14 protein-coding genes are annotated in these 19387 nt (G+C 39.1%); 11 read left to right on the top strand and 3 right to left on the bottom strand.

Translation table 11 applies throughout. The features are described from left to right. Positions 1-11 precede the first annotated feature (11 nt). The 10 genes from MB380_RS10530 to MB380_RS10485 all read left to right on the top strand — a co-directional run bounded on the left by MB380_RS10530 (position 12) and on the right by MB380_RS10485 (position 11112). The gene (locus tag MB380_RS10530) at positions 12-1550 is read left to right on the top strand and encodes a hypothetical protein (protein WP_253535336.1); all 1539 of its coding nucleotides are present in this window, start codon (positions 12-14) and stop codon (positions 1548-1550) included. A 27-nt stretch (positions 1551-1577) separates the two neighbouring features. Then, positions 1578-2474, top strand: coding sequence for a class I SAM-dependent methyltransferase (locus tag MB380_RS10525; RefSeq protein ID WP_253535335.1), 897 nt, complete (start codon positions 1578-1580; stop codon positions 2472-2474). Positions 2475-2606: 132 nt separating this feature from the next. Continuing rightward, the gene (locus MB380_RS10520) at positions 2607-3821 is read left to right on the top strand and encodes a tetratricopeptide repeat protein (RefSeq protein ID WP_253535333.1); all 1215 of its coding nucleotides are present in this window, start codon (positions 2607-2609) and stop codon (positions 3819-3821) included. Positions 3822-3855: 34 nt separating this feature from the next. Beyond that, positions 3856-5808 carry a threonine--tRNA ligase gene (gene thrS, locus MB380_RS10515; protein WP_253535331.1) on the top strand — a complete coding sequence of 651 codons (1953 nt, stop codon included), beginning with the start codon at positions 3856-3858 and terminating at the stop codon, positions 5806-5808. A gap of 135 nt (positions 5809-5943) precedes the next feature. Then, positions 5944-6504 carry a translation initiation factor IF-3 gene (infC, locus tag MB380_RS10510; protein ID WP_101727042.1) on the top strand — a complete coding sequence of 187 codons (561 nt, stop codon included), beginning with the start codon at positions 5944-5946 and terminating at the stop codon, positions 6502-6504. A 109-nt stretch (positions 6505-6613) separates the two neighbouring features. Then, the gene (locus MB380_RS10505) at positions 6614-7177 is read left to right on the top strand and encodes a Crp/Fnr family transcriptional regulator (protein ID WP_253535329.1); all 564 of its coding nucleotides are present in this window, start codon (positions 6614-6616) and stop codon (positions 7175-7177) included. Between the two features lie 405 nt (positions 7178-7582). Continuing rightward, positions 7583-8350 carry a hypothetical protein gene (locus MB380_RS10500; RefSeq protein WP_253535328.1) on the top strand — a complete coding sequence of 256 codons (768 nt, stop codon included), beginning with the start codon at positions 7583-7585 and terminating at the stop codon, positions 8348-8350. Positions 8351-8526: 176 nt separating this feature from the next. Beyond that, positions 8527-8934, top strand: a complete 408-nt coding sequence (locus MB380_RS10495; RefSeq protein ID WP_253535326.1) for a hypothetical protein — start codon at positions 8527-8529, stop codon at positions 8932-8934. 217 nt (positions 8935-9151) lie between these two features. Then, on the top strand, positions 9152-9715 hold the full coding sequence (locus tag MB380_RS10490) for a Crp/Fnr family transcriptional regulator (protein WP_253535324.1): 564 nt from the start codon (positions 9152-9154) through the stop codon (positions 9713-9715). Between the two features lie 1010 nt (positions 9716-10725). Further along, a complete protein-coding gene (locus MB380_RS10485; RefSeq protein ID WP_253535322.1) occupies positions 10726-11112 on the top strand; it encodes a hypothetical protein in 387 nt (128 codons plus the stop codon). A gap of 432 nt (positions 11113-11544) precedes the next feature. Here the strand turns inward: MB380_RS10485 and MB380_RS10480 are convergent, their stop codons facing one another. Further along, positions 11545-12459 (bottom strand): S-adenosyl-l-methionine hydroxide adenosyltransferase family protein, encoded by a 915-nt coding sequence (locus MB380_RS10480; protein ID WP_253535320.1) that lies wholly within the window; start codon positions 12457-12459, stop codon positions 11545-11547. Between the two features lie 156 nt (positions 12460-12615). Here MB380_RS10480 and leuS point away from each other — a divergent pair, with 156 nt between their 5' ends. After that, on the top strand, positions 12616-15399 hold the full coding sequence (gene leuS / locus MB380_RS10475) for a leucine--tRNA ligase (protein ID WP_253535318.1): 2784 nt from the start codon (positions 12616-12618) through the stop codon (positions 15397-15399). A gap of 124 nt (positions 15400-15523) precedes the next feature. Here leuS and MB380_RS10470 read toward each other — a convergent pair whose 3' ends face one another. Both MB380_RS10470 and MB380_RS10465 read right to left on the bottom strand, forming a co-directional pair. Further along, complete coding sequence (locus tag MB380_RS10470) at positions 15524-15886, bottom strand: hypothetical protein (protein WP_253535317.1); 363 nt, start codon at positions 15884-15886, stop codon at positions 15524-15526. A gap of 520 nt (positions 15887-16406) precedes the next feature. Then, the gene (locus tag MB380_RS10465) at positions 16407-18785 is read right to left on the bottom strand and encodes a PIG-L family deacetylase (protein ID WP_253535315.1); all 2379 of its coding nucleotides are present in this window, start codon (positions 18783-18785) and stop codon (positions 16407-16409) included. Between the last annotated feature and the right edge of the window lie 602 nt (positions 18786-19387).

Here is a 19387-nt window from a genome sequence, read left to right as displayed (position 1 = left end):
ACTAATCTTTAATGAGAAAAGCAGCGTTTATATTTATTTTTTTGGCCTGCTGGTCAGGGGTTTCTGCGCAGGTTTTAAAAACAGTAGAATATGAAATCAGCGGCAAGCCGACCTGGCAGCAATTGATTCCGCTAGGAGACAAAGGCGTAATTTTGTTTGCCAAAAAAGATGTAACCAAGGCTGTAATAGTAAAATTTGATACAGAACTGAACAAAGTCTGGGAGTCAGAAATCTTTCTCGATGTTGAAAAAAAACCAACGGCCTTTACTGTTGATAGCGAGCAAATTACCTTTATGTTCAGCGAAGCGCAGGGTATGTATTATCAGGTATTCAGCATTGCTTTGAAAGATGGCAAATTTAATAACCGTGGATTTGAGCTACGCGAGTTTTTTCAGGACCAGGACTACGTTTTCTTTAAAGACCGCATTCTGATGGCGGGTATCAATGAAAAAGGTGCTGCTTTTTATAAGTTTGATTTCAATGAAGATACAGGGCAGTTTATACCCGCCGAATTAACCGGAAAGGCCACCGTTCAATATCTGAACTATCATGCTACCGGTAATACTATAGAAAGCCTGTGGGCAATTAAAGAGGCAGGTTATACCAACGAAAAAAAGAAAAAAGGCGAATTTATAAAAGACGCCTACGTGGTTTATGCTAAATATGATACCACTGGCAGGCTTATTATTAAAAACACCATTGCTTCCAATGCTGGTAATTTTCCGCTTACTGCTACCTTAACAGATGTGCAGGCAGGTTTAAAATTTATTACCGGTACTTATCAGTCAAACTCGGGTGCGAAAGGCATTTATGTATCCAGGCTTGAAGAAGGCAAAACCACTTTTACCCGTTTTTATGACTACCGCCAACTGCTGAAAGGCATACCAGCCATTGACGAAGCCACAGTAAAAAAAATTGCTGATAATTTTGTTTTATTGCCCATACAACCTGTTTTTGGCGGCAACACACTTACAATGGGTGGTACTTTTTTTCAGGCCAATTATCAGAATGTAACCACCAGCAGCCCCTATTATGGTGGGTATGACCCCTACCCCGCTTATGGCCGGTACGGCACCTACAACAATTATCCGCGCACGCAATCGCGGCAGGTATTTAAAGGATATAATTTTCTGAATGGTTTTGTGGCCAGCTTTGACACCGACGGTAACCTGATTTCGCAAAGCCGGGTAGATATGAATCTGGTGTCGCCTGCTGTAGAACAAAATCTGGCCGTTTCAGAAAACAAGTCAACGGCGGTATGCCTGAAAGGCAGCCTGGCAATCAGCAATTTATCTGAGTTTGCAAGGCCAGAAACCTATAAATTGTCAGACGAAACAATTGACCCAAAAAATGCGCAGTTTGTGGCTGGTTATCATGGTGTGCGAAATTGGTACGGAAATTATTTTCTTGCAGACGGAAGTCGTGTTAAATTTGAAGCCATAAAAGAATTAGACCTGCCAAAGCCAGAAAACGGCAAACGCAAAAAAAGACAACAGTCGCTTCCTCAGACAAATATCCGTAAGACTATTTATCTCAGCAAAGTGCAGTAATTTAAGTTTCATTTAAAAGAATTTACCTTGTATCAGCTTCTTCAGCCAAAAATAGATTCCTACGAATTAATAGATTCGGGCAATTTTGAAAAATTAGAACGCTTCGGCGATTACATTCTGGCCCGCCCTGAACCACAAGCCGTGTGGGATAAATCGCTCAGTGAAGAAATCTGGGAGAAGAAAGCCTCTGCTGTTTTCAGAAAAACCAAAGGGCGCGATCAGCTAAGCCCGGACGAAAGAGGTGAATGGCATAATCTGAAAAAAATGCCTGAAAAATGGTATTTACCCTATACCCTGGGTGGTAAAAATTATAAATTCAAACTTTCGCTTTCTTCGTTTAAGCATGTGGGTATCTTTCCGGAACAGGCCGAAAACTGGCAATATATAGAAACCAAGCTGAAAATAATGCCCCTTGAAAACCCGAAGGTACTCAATCTTTTTGCCTACACGGGTGGTGCCTCTATAGTTGCCAAAGGAAACGGTGCTGACGTGACACACGTTGACTCTATTAAACAAACTATTTCATGGGCGCGCGAAAATATGGAAATAAGCCAGTTGACTGATATCAGATGGGTAGTTGAAGATGCCCTGAAATTTGTAAAGCGCGAAGTAAAACGTGGCAGAAAATACAATGGTATCATACTAGACCCCCCCGCCTATGGCCGTGGCCCTGACGGCGAAAAATGGATTCTGGAAGAAGGAATCAACGAACTTATAAAAGCATGCCTGCAATTGATTGATGATAACCACTTCTTTTTTATTCTAAATCTCTATTCAATGGGTTTTTCGGCAGTAATTGCAGAAACCATCATTAAACAGAATTATCAGGCCGTTATGAATCCTGAAATGGGCGAACTGATGATACAAGATTCATTCGGTAAAAATCTGCCTTTAGGTGTGTTTTATCGTTTTGCCTCAGTGTAACAAACGGTCAATTACCTTTAGGTTCTGTTGCGGCTGCTACTCTATATTCTTGGTAAAGGTTTTTATTGTTAGAAAATTTTCGGATTTTTGTAAAAAAATGGCTGTATGCCCGTGTGGTTCCACCAAATAATAATGCAAAAACAATTTCAATTATATATTTTACTGATAGTAACGGTTTTGCTTGCCGCCTGTGGGCAAGGCAACCGCGAGCGCTCCAAAATTCCGCCTACACAGTTTCAGACTGAAAGCGAAATGAACGAGGCTGCCGAAGTGGCTCTTACAGAGGCCATCAGAAGCAACCCCAGCGTGGCAGAGAACTATTACAAAAGAGCAGGCATATATCTGAAACTGAACGACACCGAAAGCGCTCTGGAAGACATTAACCGTGCCGACCAGCTGAAGCCAAACGTGGGCAAATATTTATTTACAAAGGCGCTTATTTTGCGCAGAATGAAAAAAATAGATGAGGCTTTTTCTTTTGCGCAGAGTGCTGAAATCCTGAACTTTGATACCCCGGAATTATATACGCTACTGGGCGACCTTGCTCAGCAAAGAAATGACCTGGCCGGTGCAGAAAAGTACCTGGCAAAATCAATGCAAACAGCGCCGTTTGATGGTGAAACGCATTTCTACAGAGGCACCCTGGCTGCACGTAAAGGCGACACCGTAAGTGCCATTGCCCTTATTAACAAAGCTATTGAAATTAAGCCGTCGTTCCGCGAGGGTTACACAAAGCTGACTGACATACTTCAAAGCTACCGGATGTACGACTCCGCGCTGGTAGTTAATCAGAAAGCCATTGCTGAATTTAAGAACAACGCAGATTTTATTGTAGAAAGAGGACTGACCTATTTTAAAAAAGGATGGCTGGACAGCGCCCTGGTTAATTATGAACGGGCAGCCCGCGTAGACCCCAGAAGAACAGACGTGCTATTATACGCAGGCGCCATTTATTACCGTTGGAGAAGCTATGAAAGAGCACTGGAAAACTATCAAAAAGCCGCCGGCATAAACCGCGACTTACCCAAGGTTTACTTTTTGCTGGGTCTTACGTATGAGCAGCTGGGTAATCTTCAGGAGGCCGAAAGCGCCCTGAAAGAGGCCGTTGAGAAAAACCCAAGCGATGAGCAGGCAATTGTGGCGCTCAACAGGGTATCCGGCAGGTTAAACTTTGGTTATCGCAACTATTCTGATAACGACGTTGTTGTTAAAAAACAGACTCCGAAGCCTGTAGTTGAAGAACCCCGTAAACTACTGGACACCGCAAGGGTGAAAGTAAATACAATAAAACCAAAAGCAAAAGTTAATGTAAAAACTGATTCGTTAAAGAAAATCAGGTTCAGATAAGTAGCAACAATTAATAAAAAATAGTACAACCAGAATGATGATTAAAATTACATTACCGGACGGAAGCGTAAGAGATTATCCAAAAGGAAGCTCGAGTTACGATGTCGCCCTTTCCATCAGCGAAGGGCTGGCAAGAAACGTACTGGCTGCCAGGGTGAACGGAAAAGTTCAGGATGCCAGTCAACCCATTGAAGAAGACTCAACCTTGCAACTTCTTACCTGGAACGATACGGACGGTAAATCTACATTCTGGCACTCGTCGGCACACTTAATGGCCGAGGCGCTGGAGGCTTTGTATCCCGGTGTAAAATTCTGGGTTGGGCCGCCATTAGAAAACGGTTTCTATTATGATGTTGATACCAACGGAGTTACTATATCAAACGACGACTTCAAGAAAATAGAAGATAAAATGTTGGAACTGGCTCGTCAGAAAAACGATTACGAGCGTATTCCAATGTCTAAAGCTGATGCAGTAAGGTACTTTGAAGAAAAAGGCGACGAATATAAGCTGGATTTACTCTCGGGTTTGGAAGACGGTTCTATTACTTTCTACCGCCAGGGTAATTTCACCGACTTGTGTCGCGGGCCTCATATTCCTAATACCGGTTTTATCAAAGCCGCCAAAATTATGAATGTGGCCGGTGCTTACTTTAAAGGCGACCAGAACAACAAAATGCTTACCCGCATTTATGGTATCACTTTCCCGAAACAAAAAGAGCTGGACGAATACCTTCAGTTTCTGGAAGAAGCCAAAAGACGCGACCACCGCAAATTGGGCCAGGAACTGGAACTTTTCACCTTCTCTGAAAAAGTAGGCAAAGGCTTACCATTATGGTTGCCTAAAGGAGCCATGCTGAGAGAAAGGCTGGAGAATTTTCTGCGCCGGGCGCAGGTAAAAGCAGGATACCAGCAGGTTGTTACCCCTCATATTGGTGGCAAGCAGCTTTATATTACATCAGGGCACTGGGAAAAATACGGAAAAGACTCTTTTCAGCCAATTGCTACGCCTGAAGAGGGCGAAGAGTTTATGCTGAAACCCATGAACTGCCCTCACCATTGTGAAATTTACCGTTCACGGCCGAGAAGTTATCGTGAATTACCATTGCGCCTGGCTGAATTCGGAACCGTGTATCGTTACGAACAAAGTGGTGAGTTACATGGTTTAACACGTGTACGCGGCTTTACTCAGGACGACGCCCATATTTTCTGCCGTGAAGACCAGGTGGAAGACGAGTTTAAAAAAGTAATAGACCTTGTGTTATATGTTTTCAAGGCGCTTGGTTTTGATAACTTTTCGGCGCAGGTTTCATTAAGAGACTCTGAAAACAAAACCAAGTATTTCGGAACCGACGAGGCATGGGATAGCGCAGAAAATGCCATCAGAAAAGCCGCCGCCGAAAAAGGACTAAATACTGTAGAAGAACTGGGCGAGGCTGCATTTTACGGGCCAAAACTCGACTTCATGGTAAAAGATGCCTTAGGCCGTAAATGGCAGTTGGGAACCATACAGGTAGACTACCAGTTACCACAAAGGTTTGAACTGGAATACGTTGGTTCTGACAACCAGAAGCACCGCCCGGTTATGATTCATCGCGCGCCATTCGGCTCTTTAGAACGTTTCATAGCCATTCTGATTGAAAACACAGCCGGTAATTTCCCTTTGTGGTTGTCGCCTGATCAGATAGCCATTCTACCGATTTCGGAAAAATATGAAGACTATGCCAACGATGTGTTCTTAACCTTACAGGAGAACGACATCAGAGGTTATGTTGACCATAGAGACGAGAAAATTGGTCGTAAAATACGTGATGCAGAAGTAAACAAATTACCGTTGATGCTCATTGTAGGTGAAAAAGAATCGGAAGAAGGAAGGGTGTCGGTACGCCGTAAAGGTGAAGGAGATTTAGGCTCAATGACCATCGAAGAATTTGTTGCTTATGCCAGAGCAGAAATCAACAAAAATATCCCGAAATTCGGTTCAAATTAAATAACAGGAGCCGTTAGATAATAAAACAGCCTGACGGCTCTTGTAATTTGTTTAAAAATTAACTTATTGTTTGTTTTTAAGATTATTGTTCATAATTTCGTAAAAATCAATTATTAGTAACCTTAAAATCGTTAAATGGCACAACAACCATTCAATCGTAATTTCAGAAGACCAGTACAGAAAGAAGATGAACACCGTATCAATCAAAGAATACGGGTACCTCAAGTCCGCTTAGTCGGCGACAATGTAGAGCAAGGCATTTTTGATACCAATCAGGCCCTTGCAATGGCACAGGCACAAAGCCTCGACCTGGTTGAGATAGTTCCTACGGCCAATCCCCCAGTTTGCAGAATTGTAGATTATTCTAAATTTAAATATGACCAGAAGAAAAAGCAGAAGGAAATAAAAGCCAAAGCTGCCAAGACGGTCATCAAAGAAATACGTTTCGGTCCGCAGACTGACGACCATGACTTTAATTTTAAATTGAAGCATGCCATCAGTTTCCTGAAAGAAAATGCCAAAGTGAAAGCCTATGTACACTTTGTAGGCCGCCAGATTGTGTTCAAAGATCAGGGAGCCGAACTCTTGAGACGCTTCATTGCAGGGCTTGATGAGTACGGTAAACCAGAAGGTGAATTCAAGCAGGAAGGTAAACGTATGATTGTTTTCATTGCACCAAAGGCAACTAAGAAGTAATTATTTATAGATAATTAAGAATTAAGACGTATCAATTTTTATTGGTGCGTCTTTTTTTTATTTTTATGGAATAATTAACAAAGCTGTGAAAACTTTAACTACACAATTTATGAAACAGATTATCTCCACTCTTGCTGCCATAAAGCCTTTAACTCCAAAAATACAAGATTTCTTAGAAAAGAAGCTAAAAAATGAGGTTTTCGCTAAAAAGTCAATAATTGTTCAGCCGGAAACAGTAAACAGAAAAATCTATTTTATTGAAAAAGGAATTGTAAGAGCCTATTTCATCGAAAACGGTAAGGAACATACAACCTGGTTTTTTAAGGAGGCCGATATTATTATTTCTGTCATTAGTTTTTTCTTACAAAAACCATCGAACGAATATATAGAAACACTGGAAGATTGCGTCATGTGGTCACTTTCTTATACAGATTTACAGTTTCTATATGATAATTTCCCTGAATTTAATTACGTTGGAAGAGTACTGACTGAAAAGTATTATTGTTTAAGTGAAATAAGAAACTACAATATCAGGATGAAATCTGTGAACGAAAGATATGTTTTTCTGCAGCAGCAAATTCCCGACATTCTACATAGGGTACCTGTCAAACATATTGCTTCGCATCTGGAAATTGAACCAGAAACATTAAGCCGGTTGAGGGCAAAAAAATGATTTGAATCAATTTTTTTAAAATATTACGCTAATATTTTTGCTTCAAGCCACAACAAGTTATTCAATGAAAGAAAACTTGGAGTAAGTGAGCTTACTAGCTTATTGATGTTTAAGCCAAAAAACGGAAAAATCATTGCTGAATTATCAACTACAATTCCTGATGACACTTTCTTTACAAAATAGAAAAATGAGCCTTATTCTTTTTCAGGATATATTTGGGTTCGTGACCTTTAAGGTTCTTTTTTAAGAGCTTTAGATTTTAAAAAGGGGAAATTAGAAGGCAACTTGATAACAGGGGAAGAATATCTAACTAAAAATGGTAGAATTAAAAGAGTAAGAGGTTAACCTTGTGGGCAAATTCCGGTTTTTGTGAAAGTATGTGTACCAGCGTAAAATTTTGGCGACGTGCATTATTCTCATTCTATTAATGCTTATTGTAGTGGCCTTGGCGGCAGTGATATTACATTTTCACCAAATGATTATTATTCGACTGGGGGAGGAGGATATGCAGGGTGGAATCCTATATTGACATATCAAAGTTTATCTTTTTCTGGGGGTAATGCTTCTCCTAATATAAACATTGACTCAGAATTAAATTGTATGAAAAACAATTCGGCCAATTACACTTATAAAATTGCCATTTGTGTAGATCAACCAATATCTAACTCGTCCAGACCAATTGACGATAATAATGATGTTGGTCATACTTTTATTCAATTTTCAAAAATAGATAATAATACAGGTCAAACTACATCTCGCAGTGTAGGATTTTATCCTAATGTTTGGGCGCCAATTTCCTTATTCTTTAATATTTCATCTGTTATTAGAGATAATAGTCAATTACCTTATGATGTAAGTGCAACTTACTTTGTTAATAGTACAAAATTTACAAATGCTGTTAATTCATCAATTAATTGGCAAAATAGTAGTTACTCGTTAGAGGACTATAATTGTACGGATGCCGCATTGAGTGTTCTAAGTAATGCTGGGATTAATATTCCCTTGCCTTTAAGTAAAGTAGGCCCAATTCCAACTGGTGGTGGTGGGTTTACATACCTTTTCCTTCACACACCAGCAAGATTAGGTCAGATTATAAGAGGAATGTCTAATAGTAGTTCAGTAACCATAAATGAAGGCGGTGGGATAAAAGGATCAAGCGGCTCTTGTAAATAACTCTGAAGATTTCAAAGTTTTAAGGCAAGTGAATTGCTTTTTATGAGATTTACTTGCCTTAAAGCTTTCTAAAATTAAGTTCAAAAAATATCTACCAGTTAACTTTCCAACTTTTAGAAAGTCAATACATTTTTAAAACTCTTGATATGAAAAAAAAACTTAAAATTTGGACAATATTGATTTTAGCATTTGGGTTCATCGCCTATGCTTCTAATTACATCGGCCTTTTCCGCATGCTTCTTGGCAGTGTTCTATTCCTCCCTGAGTTTCATATAAAAGATTTCAATTATTCAACTGCACATGGTGAATTCAGAATGTGGGAAGATGAAATGAAAGGTCCACACATCAGAGACATTGACATTATTTTTAAGAGTTTCCGGGAATGTTATCCCACTTCTCCAGATACAATCGTTTACAGGAATTTCAGAAGAAATATATGGGAGTTCTGGAACTGGGGACACTTCTTTACGCATGAAAGATATAAGCTCCCCTATTTATCTCCTGATGACATAAAACCTATGAAGAAAAAGACAGCACCTTTTGGCGACTGTGCTATTCCTAATTATGCAGAAGAAGTAAAGTAAAAGTTGATAATAAATTAAGAAGAAAATATGCCATCTGTTATATAAAAGAAAATATTAAACTGTAAGCGTATGATTGTTTTCATAGCGCCCAAGGCAACTAAGAAGTAATTATATATAGATAATTAAGAAGTAAGACGTATCAATTTTTATTGGTACGTCTTTTTTTTATTTTTATGGAATAATTAACAAAGCTGTGAAAACTTTAACTACACAATTTATGCAACAGATTATCTCCACTCTTGCAGCCATAAAGCCTTTATCTCCAAAAATACAAGATTTCTTAGAAAAGAAGCTAAAAAATGAGGTTTTCGCTAAAAAGTCAATGATTGTTCAGCCGGAAACAGTAAACAGAAAAATCTATTTTATTGAAAAAGGAATTGTAAGAGCCTATTTCATCGAAAACGGTAAGGAACATACAACCTGGTTTTTTAAGGAGGCCGATATTATTATTTCTGTCATTAGTTTTTTCTTACAAAAACCATCGAACGAATATATAGAAACACTGGAAGATTGCGTCATGTGGTCACTTTCTTATACAGATTTACAGTTTCTATATGATAATTTCCCTGAATTTAATTACGTTGGAAGAGTACTGACTGAAAAGTATTATTGTTTAAGTGAAATAAGAAACTACAATATCAGGATGAAATCTGTGAACGAAAGATATGTTTTTCTGCAGCAGCAAATTCCCGACATTCTACATAGGGTACCTGTCAAACATATTGCTTCGCATCTGGAAATTGAACCAGAAACATTAAGCCGGTTGAGGGTAAAAAAATGATTTGAATCAATTTTTTTAAAATATTACGCTAATATTTTTGCTTCAAGCCACAACAAGTTATTCAATGAAAGAAAACTTGGAGTAAGTGAGCTTACTAGCTTATTGATGTTTAAGCCAAAAAACGGAAAAATCATTACTGAATTATCAACTACAATTCCTGATGACACTTTCTTTACAAAATAGAAAAATGAGCCTTATTCTTTTTCGGGAAATATTTGGGTTCGTGACCTTTAAGGTTCTTTTTTAAGAGCTTTAGATTTTAAAAAGGGGAAATTAGAAGGCAACTTGATAACAGGGGAAGAATATCTAACTAAAAATGGTAGAATTAAAAGAGTAAGAGGTTAACCTTGTGGGCAAATTCCGGTTTTTGTGAAAGTATGTGTACCAGCGTAAAATTTTGGCGACGTGCATTATTCTCATTCTATTAATGCTTATTGTAGTGGCCTTGGCGGCAGTACTACATTCTCACCTAATAACTACAATTATACTAATGGTGGGTCATATGTAGTTGATAGGCCAGTGGTGACATATGCGAGTATAAACTTTTCTGGTGGAATTGGTCAAATAAAAATTATTCCCTGGAAGCGTATAATTGTACCGATGCAGCCCTCTCTGTTTTAAGTAGCGCCGGAATAAATATAATAGTTCCATTTAGCAAATTTGGACCATTTCCTACAAGTATTGGAACGTTAACGTTTCTTTTTATACATTCACCTGGTAGATTAGGAGAGGTAATTAGGGGAATGTCAAATTCTGGCACGTTGACAATAAATCCAAATGGCGGAACTACAGGTACAAATGGTACTTGTAATTAGAGTCTAATAAACAACTAATTTTACTGTCAACCAAGTTATAAATTAATATGGCTGACAGTAAAATTCCTTAAAATAAAACCCCTTAGTTTTAAAATTGATAATCATACAATATTCATTTTTTAAACTGTGTGATATTGAGGAAAAATCAAACCAATGTATTAGAAGCGATTATACTAATCTCCAAATTTAATTAACATGACAACTAAAATTAACTTGTTTAAAATCTTAACAGCAGTATCATTTCTGCTCGTATTGGTTACTGGAGAAAAGTTATCTTTCTTCGTAGGTATTTATTTACTAATAGGCATTTTTAACCCAAATGAGGTAAATGAATCTTTATATGCCTATCTTATTGCTGCTTTTACTTTGTATTTGTTTATCTCAGGAAGTGTAAGAAAAAAAAGCAAATTTGATGATATAATATGCGCTATAGGCATAATTGCAATGCAAATTTTAATTTTTCTTATGCTAAATTTTAAATTTATGGGTGTGGTAGATATCCTCTTTCTTTTGCCATTTATTTTTCTTTCATTTACCACTTTGTGGTTGATTATTTATAGAAAGATAAAACTGCTAACATAACTAAGCATATAGAAACTGTCGTCCGCCCCACCCCAAAACCCAATAATATACCCTTCCTCATCAGCAATTTAAAACTCTTTCACATAAGGCATATCACCTAAGTGTTGAATTATCTTAACGGCTTTACTCATCATTACTTTATTAACATTTTCAACATTATTTGTAGAAATAATCAGGCTTAGCTATTCGTAAGCTTTTTGGCTTAAACTTTCCACTTTGTGTGGTTTTCCAAGCTTCACTTAAACAGAATTACTATCTTTTTTGATATCGACACAGAAATCTTTGTAAATAAAATTAACTGAAAGCCTAGCATTATAATATGGAAGATTAAAGCACTTTAAGATTTGACACTAAGTATAGTAAACTCGTTTTCTTAATGGTATAGCCCCTAACAATTACCATTAGGTTACTATTTAAATGATGCACTTTTCATTACCTGCTCACTTCAATGCGCCAGTCGGTACCGCTTCCAATTTTGTAAGTATTGGCAAAATTACCCATATTAATACCCAACGAAAGATTCATCAGGCTGTTCAGATACAGAATGCTCTCCCCTTCTTTCACATCACCAAAAGTATGGCCATATAATACCTGCCCCTGATAGGCCAGCCGGTCATTCCCATAAATTTTCACCTGCAGTCTGTCACCTTCTTTCGCGCGTAGCAGTTTGAATGTCTTTTCATCAATGTTAGTCCATAAGTTTCCATACTGTATGTCCAGAATGGCTATACCACCAGATAGCACTTTATTTTTAAACGTAGGCCTGGGATACGCCAACCTTACTAATTGGTTTCCAGGCACCGACGCCCCCACTCCATCTAAATCTATTATATCTGCTGCCAGTTTTGCTCCGGTAAAAGCAAAAACATCGCGCCCATGAAAAGTATAAGAACCCTGCGAGTCGGGCAGGCGGTTGGCACTTGAAATCTCCCGTACTTCATCAACGCCCTCACGCTCCGCAACAAGTGTAAACAATCCATTATCAGGCCCAACATAGTAATGATTGGCTTTGGTTTTCAGCACTATTGATTTTCTATCAGTGCCTACCCCCGGGTCTACTACGCATACAAATACGGTTCCTTCTTCCCAGTAAGGCGCTGTTTGTTGCAACCGATAGGCACCTTCCCAGATATTAAAGGCGGGTATATCATGGGTTAAATCATGTATTACAAGTTTGCCCGACTGTTGCAGGGCCACACCTTTCATGGCTGCCACGGCTCCGTCTTTTGTGCCAAAATCAGTCATCAACACCAAAGCCGATTCAGATTTGTATCTGAACACATAAATAACACCTGCCAGGGCTATCAGAAAAAAAAACAGAATAGTAAGGAAGATTTTGCGCAACATGGGCTATCAGTTAAATGGTATCTTTAGAAATGCCTGATAAGTTTTAGGGATATTATTGAACAAATTAACAATTTAAAGCCTTAAAATGCTATTTTTGCAAAAAAATTACTTAAACAAAGAGCTATTCAGGCTCATTTACATTATATAAAATTATTTATGTCGGAGTATAACCACCGTGAGATCGACAAGAAATGGCAGCAATTCTGGGAAGAAAACAAAACCTATGAAGTTAAAATTGACCATTCCAAACCCAAGTTTTATGTATTAGATATGTTCCCTTACCCATCTGGGGCGGGTCTTCACGTTGGCCATCCGCTAGGATACATCGCCAGCGATATCTATTCAAGATACAAAAGACTTAAAGGCTTCAATGTATTGCATCCAATGGGCTTTGACTCCTTCGGCCTACCGGCAGAGCAATATGCAATTCAGACAGGTCAGCATCCGGCTATTACTACCGAGGCCAACATTAAAACCTACATAAGCCAGTTAAAGAAAATCGGTTTTTGTTACGATTGGAGCCGCGAAGTACGTACTTCTGACCCGTCATACTACAAATGGACGCAGTGGATTTTCATGGAGCTTTTTAAAAGCTGGTATAACAAAGACAGTAACAAGGCCGAACCAATTGAGACGCTGTACGAGAAATTTGCTCAGAATGGCACCAAAGGTGTAAACGCCGTTTGTGATGATGATGCAGCCATATTTACGGCCGATGAATGGAATGGCTTTACAGATACAGAAAAATATAGCCTATCGCTTAAATATCGTTTAACTTACCTTTCAGAGGCCGTTGTAAATTTCTGTCCGGCTTTAGGTATGGTATTGTCTAACGACGAGGTAAAAGATGGTGTTTCTGAACGCGGCGGATACCCGGTGATTCAGAAAAAAATGCAACAGTGGATGATGCGCATAACTGCCTACGCCGACCGGCTTATTTCAGGTCTGGATACGGTAGATTGGTCTGAATCTCTGAAAGAGCAGCAGCGCAACTGGATTGGCCGTTCGGTAGGCGCCATGGTAAAATTTGCCGTAGAAAACCAGCCCGAAACACTGATTGAAGTGTTCACTACCCGGGTAGATACCATATATGGCGTATCTTTTATGGTACTTGCCCCAGAGCATGAGTTGGTGGCCTCATTAACTACACCTGAACAAAAAGAAAGTATTGATAACTATATCACCGAAACACAAAAACGCTCGGAGCTAGACCGGATGTCTGACGTAAAAAAGGTTTCAGGTGCATTTACAGGCAGCTACTGTATCAACCCTTTCAATGGTGAAAAAGTACCTATCTGGATTGCCGACTACGTATTGGCAGGTTATGGTACCGGTGCGGTAATGGGTGTGCCGTCTGGCGACCAGCGCGACTGGAATTTTGCAACGCATTTCAATTTACCAATTGTGCCGATACTGGATGCACAAGTGGATATTGATACACAGGCCGATGCAACCAAAGAAGGAAAATATATTAATTCGGGCATTATTAACGGTTTAGGGTATAAAGAGGCCACTCAAAAACTGATTGACAGCCTTGAAGAACGTGGCATTGGAAAAGGCAAGATAAATTACCGCTTACGTGATGCCGTTTTTGCGCGCCAGCGTTATTGGGGAGAGCCGGTTCCGGTTTACTTCAAAGACAACTTGCCATATCTGGTTGATGAACAAGACCTGCCATTAGTACTGCCTGAAATTGACAAGTATCAGCCTACCGAAAGCGGAGAGCCACCTTTAGGCCGTGCAGAAGGTTGGAATTACAAAGGGAACCCATACGAGCTAAGCACTATGCCGGGTTGGGCAGGTAGCAGCTGGTATTGGTACCGTTACATGGATGCAAAGAACGACAAAGAATTTGCATCAAAAGAAGCCATTGATTACTGGCAGAATGTAGACTTGTATCTGGGTGGAACTGAACACGCTACAGGCCACTTGTTATACAGCCGTTTCTGGAACAAATTCCTGAAAGACAGAGGCTACGTGCCGCAGGAAGAATACGCGGCAAAACTCATCAATCAGGGTATGATTATGGGTAAATCAAGCTTTGTGTATCGTGTAAAAGGCACTGATAAGGTTACTTTTGTTTCTTATGGATTGAAAGATCAGTATGATACTACCAAGCTGCATGTAGATGTAAACATCGTTGATAACGATGTGCTTGATGTTGAAAAATTCAAGGCAACCAGAAATGATATAGGCGACGACCCTCAGTTTATACTGGAAGACGGCGTTTACCGTTGTGGTTCTGAAGTTGAAAAGATGTCGAAGTCGAAATTCAACGTTGTGAATCCGGATGATATCGTAGATAAATACGGCGCAGATACATTCCGTTTATATGAAATGTTCCTGGGGCCATTGACCGAAAGTAAACCCTGGGATACGCGCGGTATTGAAGGTACTTACCGCTTCATTCGTAAACTATGGCGTTTGTTCTTCGACCAGAACGGCAAATACATTGTAACAGATGCCGAACCTACCAAGGCAGAATTAAAGGCTTTACACAAGACCATCAAGAAGGTATCTGAAGACGTAGAAAGTTTCTCTTTCAACACCTCAGTAAGTACATTCATGATTTGCGTAAATGAGCTATCTGATTTGAAATCTTCAAAGAAAGCCATACTTGAGCAACTGGTAATAGTGCTGTCGCCATATACACCACACCTTTCAGAAGAATTGTGGGAGATTCTGGGCAATGAAAAAGGTACTGTAACCCAACAGCGTTTCCCTGCATTTGAGGCGCAACACCTGATTGAAGACTCTTTCGAATACCCGATTCAGATAAACGGTAAAGTAAGAACCTCCATTTCTTTCCCTGCGGATATGAGCAAAGAAGATATTGAAAAGGCTGTTTTAGAAAACGAAAACGTAATTAAATGGTTGGAAGGCAACGCACCAAAAAAACTGATTGTAGTGCCGAAGAGGATTGTGAACGTGGTAGTGTAAGAATATTGATTTTAAACTAATAATCCCAATAGGGATGATATATCAGTAGAAAATCAGAAGTAAATTTAGTGTTGAGTCCCGTCAGGGACGGTATATTAATATATCGTCCCTGACGGGACTCTCTTTATTTAATAAGCTTAATGAACGTTAGCTCCATAGGAAAATATTGAAAATCAATCAAAGGATGATTATAAATTTTTCCTGACACAATTACTTTGGTATTAGGCGTCTCAAAACCTGAAGGCAAGTTGCAAGGAATGACTATTGTGGGATACTTATAATCCAATTCAATAAGAAATGATTGCGGATTAGTAGAAGATGGATTCTTCAAAATCGTTCCGGTTACTTCTTTTATTTCATATTCAACGAACCAACCTTCCTTTTTTGAAATCTCGCATTTCTCTAAAGTAGATGATTCAGGATTCTCCTTTTTACACCCTTGTAAACAAAGTACAAAGAAGACAAGTATTAATGAGATAGTTTTCATAATTCAGTTGTGTTTGAATTTTTTACAAAATTTCTTTGGCATTATTAAATTGAGAGTATTTAACATGTAAATCAAGAGAATTCAGAAGAAGTTATTTAACGGCACTCTATTTATATTGACGTTTCAGAACATAATATATTAATACCAAAATTAGAAAACAACGCCTTGATTTTACAAGAATCCCATCGGAGATGATATAAGAATATATCGTCCCTGAGGGGACTCTCAGTTTGGAACGAATTCTACTTCTACTGATATATCGCCCCTACAGGGCTTTAGATATAATAACTTATATAAGGTTTTTAATTTTTCAAAATTAAACTGGATTTTGGTAGAGCCGCATTGCAATGCGGCTTCACGGGCACGTTTAGTTCATTAAATGATTATTTGGATAAATACTATTAACAATAGAAAACACAAATTCTGCAACAGGAGCCGCATTGCAATTCGGCTCTACAATTATAAAAAAATAGGAGCAGGCAACCCGCTCCTATTTTTATTTAGACTTATTGGAAGAATTTCATTTCCCCACCGAAATCATATTGGCAAACAACCTATATGCCCCGGGTACGCCTGCTGGTAACTCTCTGAAAAACGACAAACCTGTAAATACAAAATTACCCTTTCCATATCTGGCATATAGCACGCTTCCTTCCTCTTCTCTTTCGCCTGCATCATGCATTGTAAAGATAGTTTCATATTCCTTTGCCCATTTATCGGCAAAGTATAATCCTCTTTCCTGAATCCAGCCATCAAAATCTTTTGCTGTTATTTTATTAGGGGTATTCAACAAAGGGTGTGCAGGTTTCAGGAAGGTTACCTCTGCTGTTTCATCTGTTACTCGTCCGCGACCAATACCGAAATTGTATGGCCCCATTTCTTTTACTTTAGATACCCCGTAGAAGGCATTGGTTTGGTATTGCGTAACCACATTACCGCCATTTTTTACATAATCCATTAGTTTATCCTGAAAATACTTCAGATGCTCTTCTGTATTATAGGCACGTACCCCAACAATGATGGCATCATAGCCCGACAAATCCTTTCCTAATTCAACCGGGGTAAGCATGGTTACCTGATAACCAATTTGTGCCAAAGCCGCAGGCACTTCATCACCGGCACCGGCAATGTATCCAATTTTTGTTCCTTTTTTCTTTAAATCAATTCTGATGGCCTTTGCCTCAGAAACCGGATACAAAGTAAGCGTAGGTATATGCTTGTAATCTATGGTAGCAATTCCGCGGTTATAAGTACCGCTGGCCGTTTTTACCACAGCTTTCAGGCTCACATCTGATGCCGTGGCAGACGGGTAAACCTTAAAGCTCACTATCTTTTCTTCATACTTTTCTTTCAGTTCAAAATTAATGGCCGCAGGTTCAATTCTCCAGCCCGCAGGTGCTACCAGCGACACACTGCCTGACACACCCTTTTTACCGGCTTTTACGGTTACTTTTACATCTTTAGGCTGGTTATCAGCAAAGGCATACACCTTTTCGTCTATTGTGGCCATTACTTCCGGACGAACCTCAAAGTATCGATAAATTTCACCGATAGACGGTTCAACAAACTTATAGGTAAGAGGTGTCTGAAAATTAAATGCCTTACCATTAATGGTAAAGGTATAATCACAAACCAAATCAGCAGGTTTAATAGGCAGGCCCCTCAATAGCTGGTCTTTTACCTTATAAAAACCTTTTTCTTTTTCTTCCATTAACCAATATGGTTGTGTTATTGGTGTGCTTGCCGGAATCGTCAAATCAAAGTATTGATTAACCGGCTTATTATAAACCAGTTTCAGATTCATGGTTGAATCTTTTCCGGTACCTTTAAAGCTCACTTTATCTAAGGTAATGTTTACATCAGAGCGTGATACAACACTCAGATTCACCTTGATTTTATCACCACCCGCCACTGAATAATCAACCGGATTCGCCTCAAACCAAAGTCCGCTGCAAGCCAGAATCAAATCCTTTACTTCATTTTTTTTGTAGGTGGTCCAGACATTAACTTCAAGCTCGTCTATGGTATTGTAAATGTTTATCAGAGCAGGAACAGAAGCCGACGGGTTTTCAGCTTTAAAATCAGCAAGCATCTGATTAACCATACCTTCCACTTTTTCGCCGCCTTTTACACGTTTCCAGGTCATGTCTATGCCATCAAACAAATCTTTCTGTGCAGGTTCTCCTACTTTATGCAAAGCATAGTCTGCACGCTCACCACGGGTTCTTGCAGAACCAAATCCCTGGCTTTTGTGCATACTGCGTGCTTCGGCAGCAATTTCAGTATATGATTTACCCAATAGTGCATTATAATTACCCAGCTCTATTTTTATATAATTGCCTTCTTCGGGTGTGTTGTTCTGGAAATTGGGCGAGAACGAGTTCCAAACCACCCGCTTTACCTGCCAGGGTTTCACATAAGCCAGTTGTTCAGGGAAACGCGTCGGGTCAGCAGCCGCTTTATAGGCTTCTTCAGATAACACGGCTGATGCCGAGTGATGCCCATGCCCGGCACGGGGGTCTGGCGGAAAACGATTTACCATTACATCAGGCTGAAAATTTCTGATTCTCCAAACCAAATCTGCCAGAATCTGTTCTTTGCCCCATGTTTTTAGGGCTTCATCGGTAGTTTTAGTAAAGCCAAAATCATTGGCACGGGTAAAATACTGCTCGCCGCCGTCAACACTTCTGGCGCCCAGCAGCTCATGAGTACGCAGATAACCTACATATTCTCCCTGCTCCGAGCCTATCAGGTTTTGTCCGCCATCGCCACGGGTCATGGCAATATAGCCTGCGCGCACCATTTTTTCTTTTGAAAGCCAGGTAATAAAAAGTGTGTTTTCATCGTCCGGATGTGCAGCCACGTACAATACATTGCCCACTACATTGAGCCTTTTCATGGCTTGGATGACTTCACCGGTACTCAATTGTTTCGTTTGACCGAAACTAATCATTGTAAAAAGTGTAAAAAAGTAAATTAGGGTTTTCTTCATTGTAGTTAGATATTATAAAAATCAGGTTAAGATGGAAAAACAGAACTAATAAAAAGGTTGGAATATAAGCCGTATGAATCTGGTCAGAAAGTTAATAAAGATTTTTGTTTACCGAAATTAATTTAGGAATTGAACTTCATCAAAAATCAAATCACTAAAAACAAACCTGTTATAAATAGTCATTTTGTTTTATATAGGCAAAATTCAAATCATCTTTGCGCTCCATTCGGCCGCATTACAAGCAATTTTTCTTACATCTCCAACCAAAAAATATGACGAATTGTCAGCCTCTGAAAAAACGGGTTATTTATAAGGTATTTTACTTTCAAAAAGCATAGTAAAATGCAAAAAAAACTTCCTTTAGTAACAAACAGACCACACAATGCGGAATTTATCCACATTCAAAATACTGACCATCAATAACTTGCAAAAAATCGGTCATTTTTTCAAAATCGTGCGTTTTCTAATTCAAGTTCTTATTGTAAATTTGTAGACATTCTTAAAATAAT

Origin of the sequence: Emticicia sp. 21SJ11W-3 (genome assembly GCF_024138715.1) — a bacterium.
GTDB classification, from domain to species: Bacteria; Bacteroidota; Bacteroidia; order Cytophagales; family Spirosomataceae; genus Emticicia; species Emticicia fluvialis.
Note: the sequence above shows the minus strand (reverse complement) of the source record. Positions and strands in the feature narration are given on the sequence as shown.

Excerpts from the sequence above, each read along its gene's own strand:
- MB380_RS10520 (WP_253535333.1), top strand. The coding sequence starts at position 2,607 with ATGCAAAAACAATTTCAATTATATATTTTACTGATAGTAACGGTTTTG.
- MB380_RS10485 (WP_253535322.1), top strand. The coding sequence starts at position 10,726 with ATGACAACTAAAATTAACTTGTTTAAAATCTTAACAGCAGTATCATTT.
- MB380_RS10530 (WP_253535336.1), top strand. The coding sequence starts at position 12 with ATGAGAAAAGCAGCGTTTATATTTATTTTTTTGGCCTGCTGGTCAGGG.
- MB380_RS10470 (WP_253535317.1), bottom strand. The coding sequence starts at position 15,886 with ATGAAAACTATCTCATTAATACTTGTCTTCTTTGTACTTTGTTTACAA.
- thrS (WP_253535331.1), top strand. The coding sequence starts at position 3,856 with ATGATGATTAAAATTACATTACCGGACGGAAGCGTAAGAGATTATCCA.
- MB380_RS10505 (WP_253535329.1), top strand. The coding sequence starts at position 6,614 with ATGAAACAGATTATCTCCACTCTTGCTGCCATAAAGCCTTTAACTCCA.
- infC (WP_101727042.1), top strand. The coding sequence starts at position 5,944 with ATGGCACAACAACCATTCAATCGTAATTTCAGAAGACCAGTACAGAAA.
- MB380_RS10490 (WP_253535324.1), top strand. The coding sequence starts at position 9,152 with ATGCAACAGATTATCTCCACTCTTGCAGCCATAAAGCCTTTATCTCCA.
- MB380_RS10465 (WP_253535315.1), bottom strand. The coding sequence starts at position 18,785 with ATGAAAAGGCTCAATGTAGTGGGCAATGTATTGTACGTGGCTGCACAT.
- leuS (WP_253535318.1), top strand. The coding sequence starts at position 12,616 with ATGTCGGAGTATAACCACCGTGAGATCGACAAGAAATGGCAGCAATTC.
- MB380_RS10480 (WP_253535320.1), bottom strand. The coding sequence starts at position 12,459 with ATGTTGCGCAAAATCTTCCTTACTATTCTGTTTTTTTTTCTGATAGCC.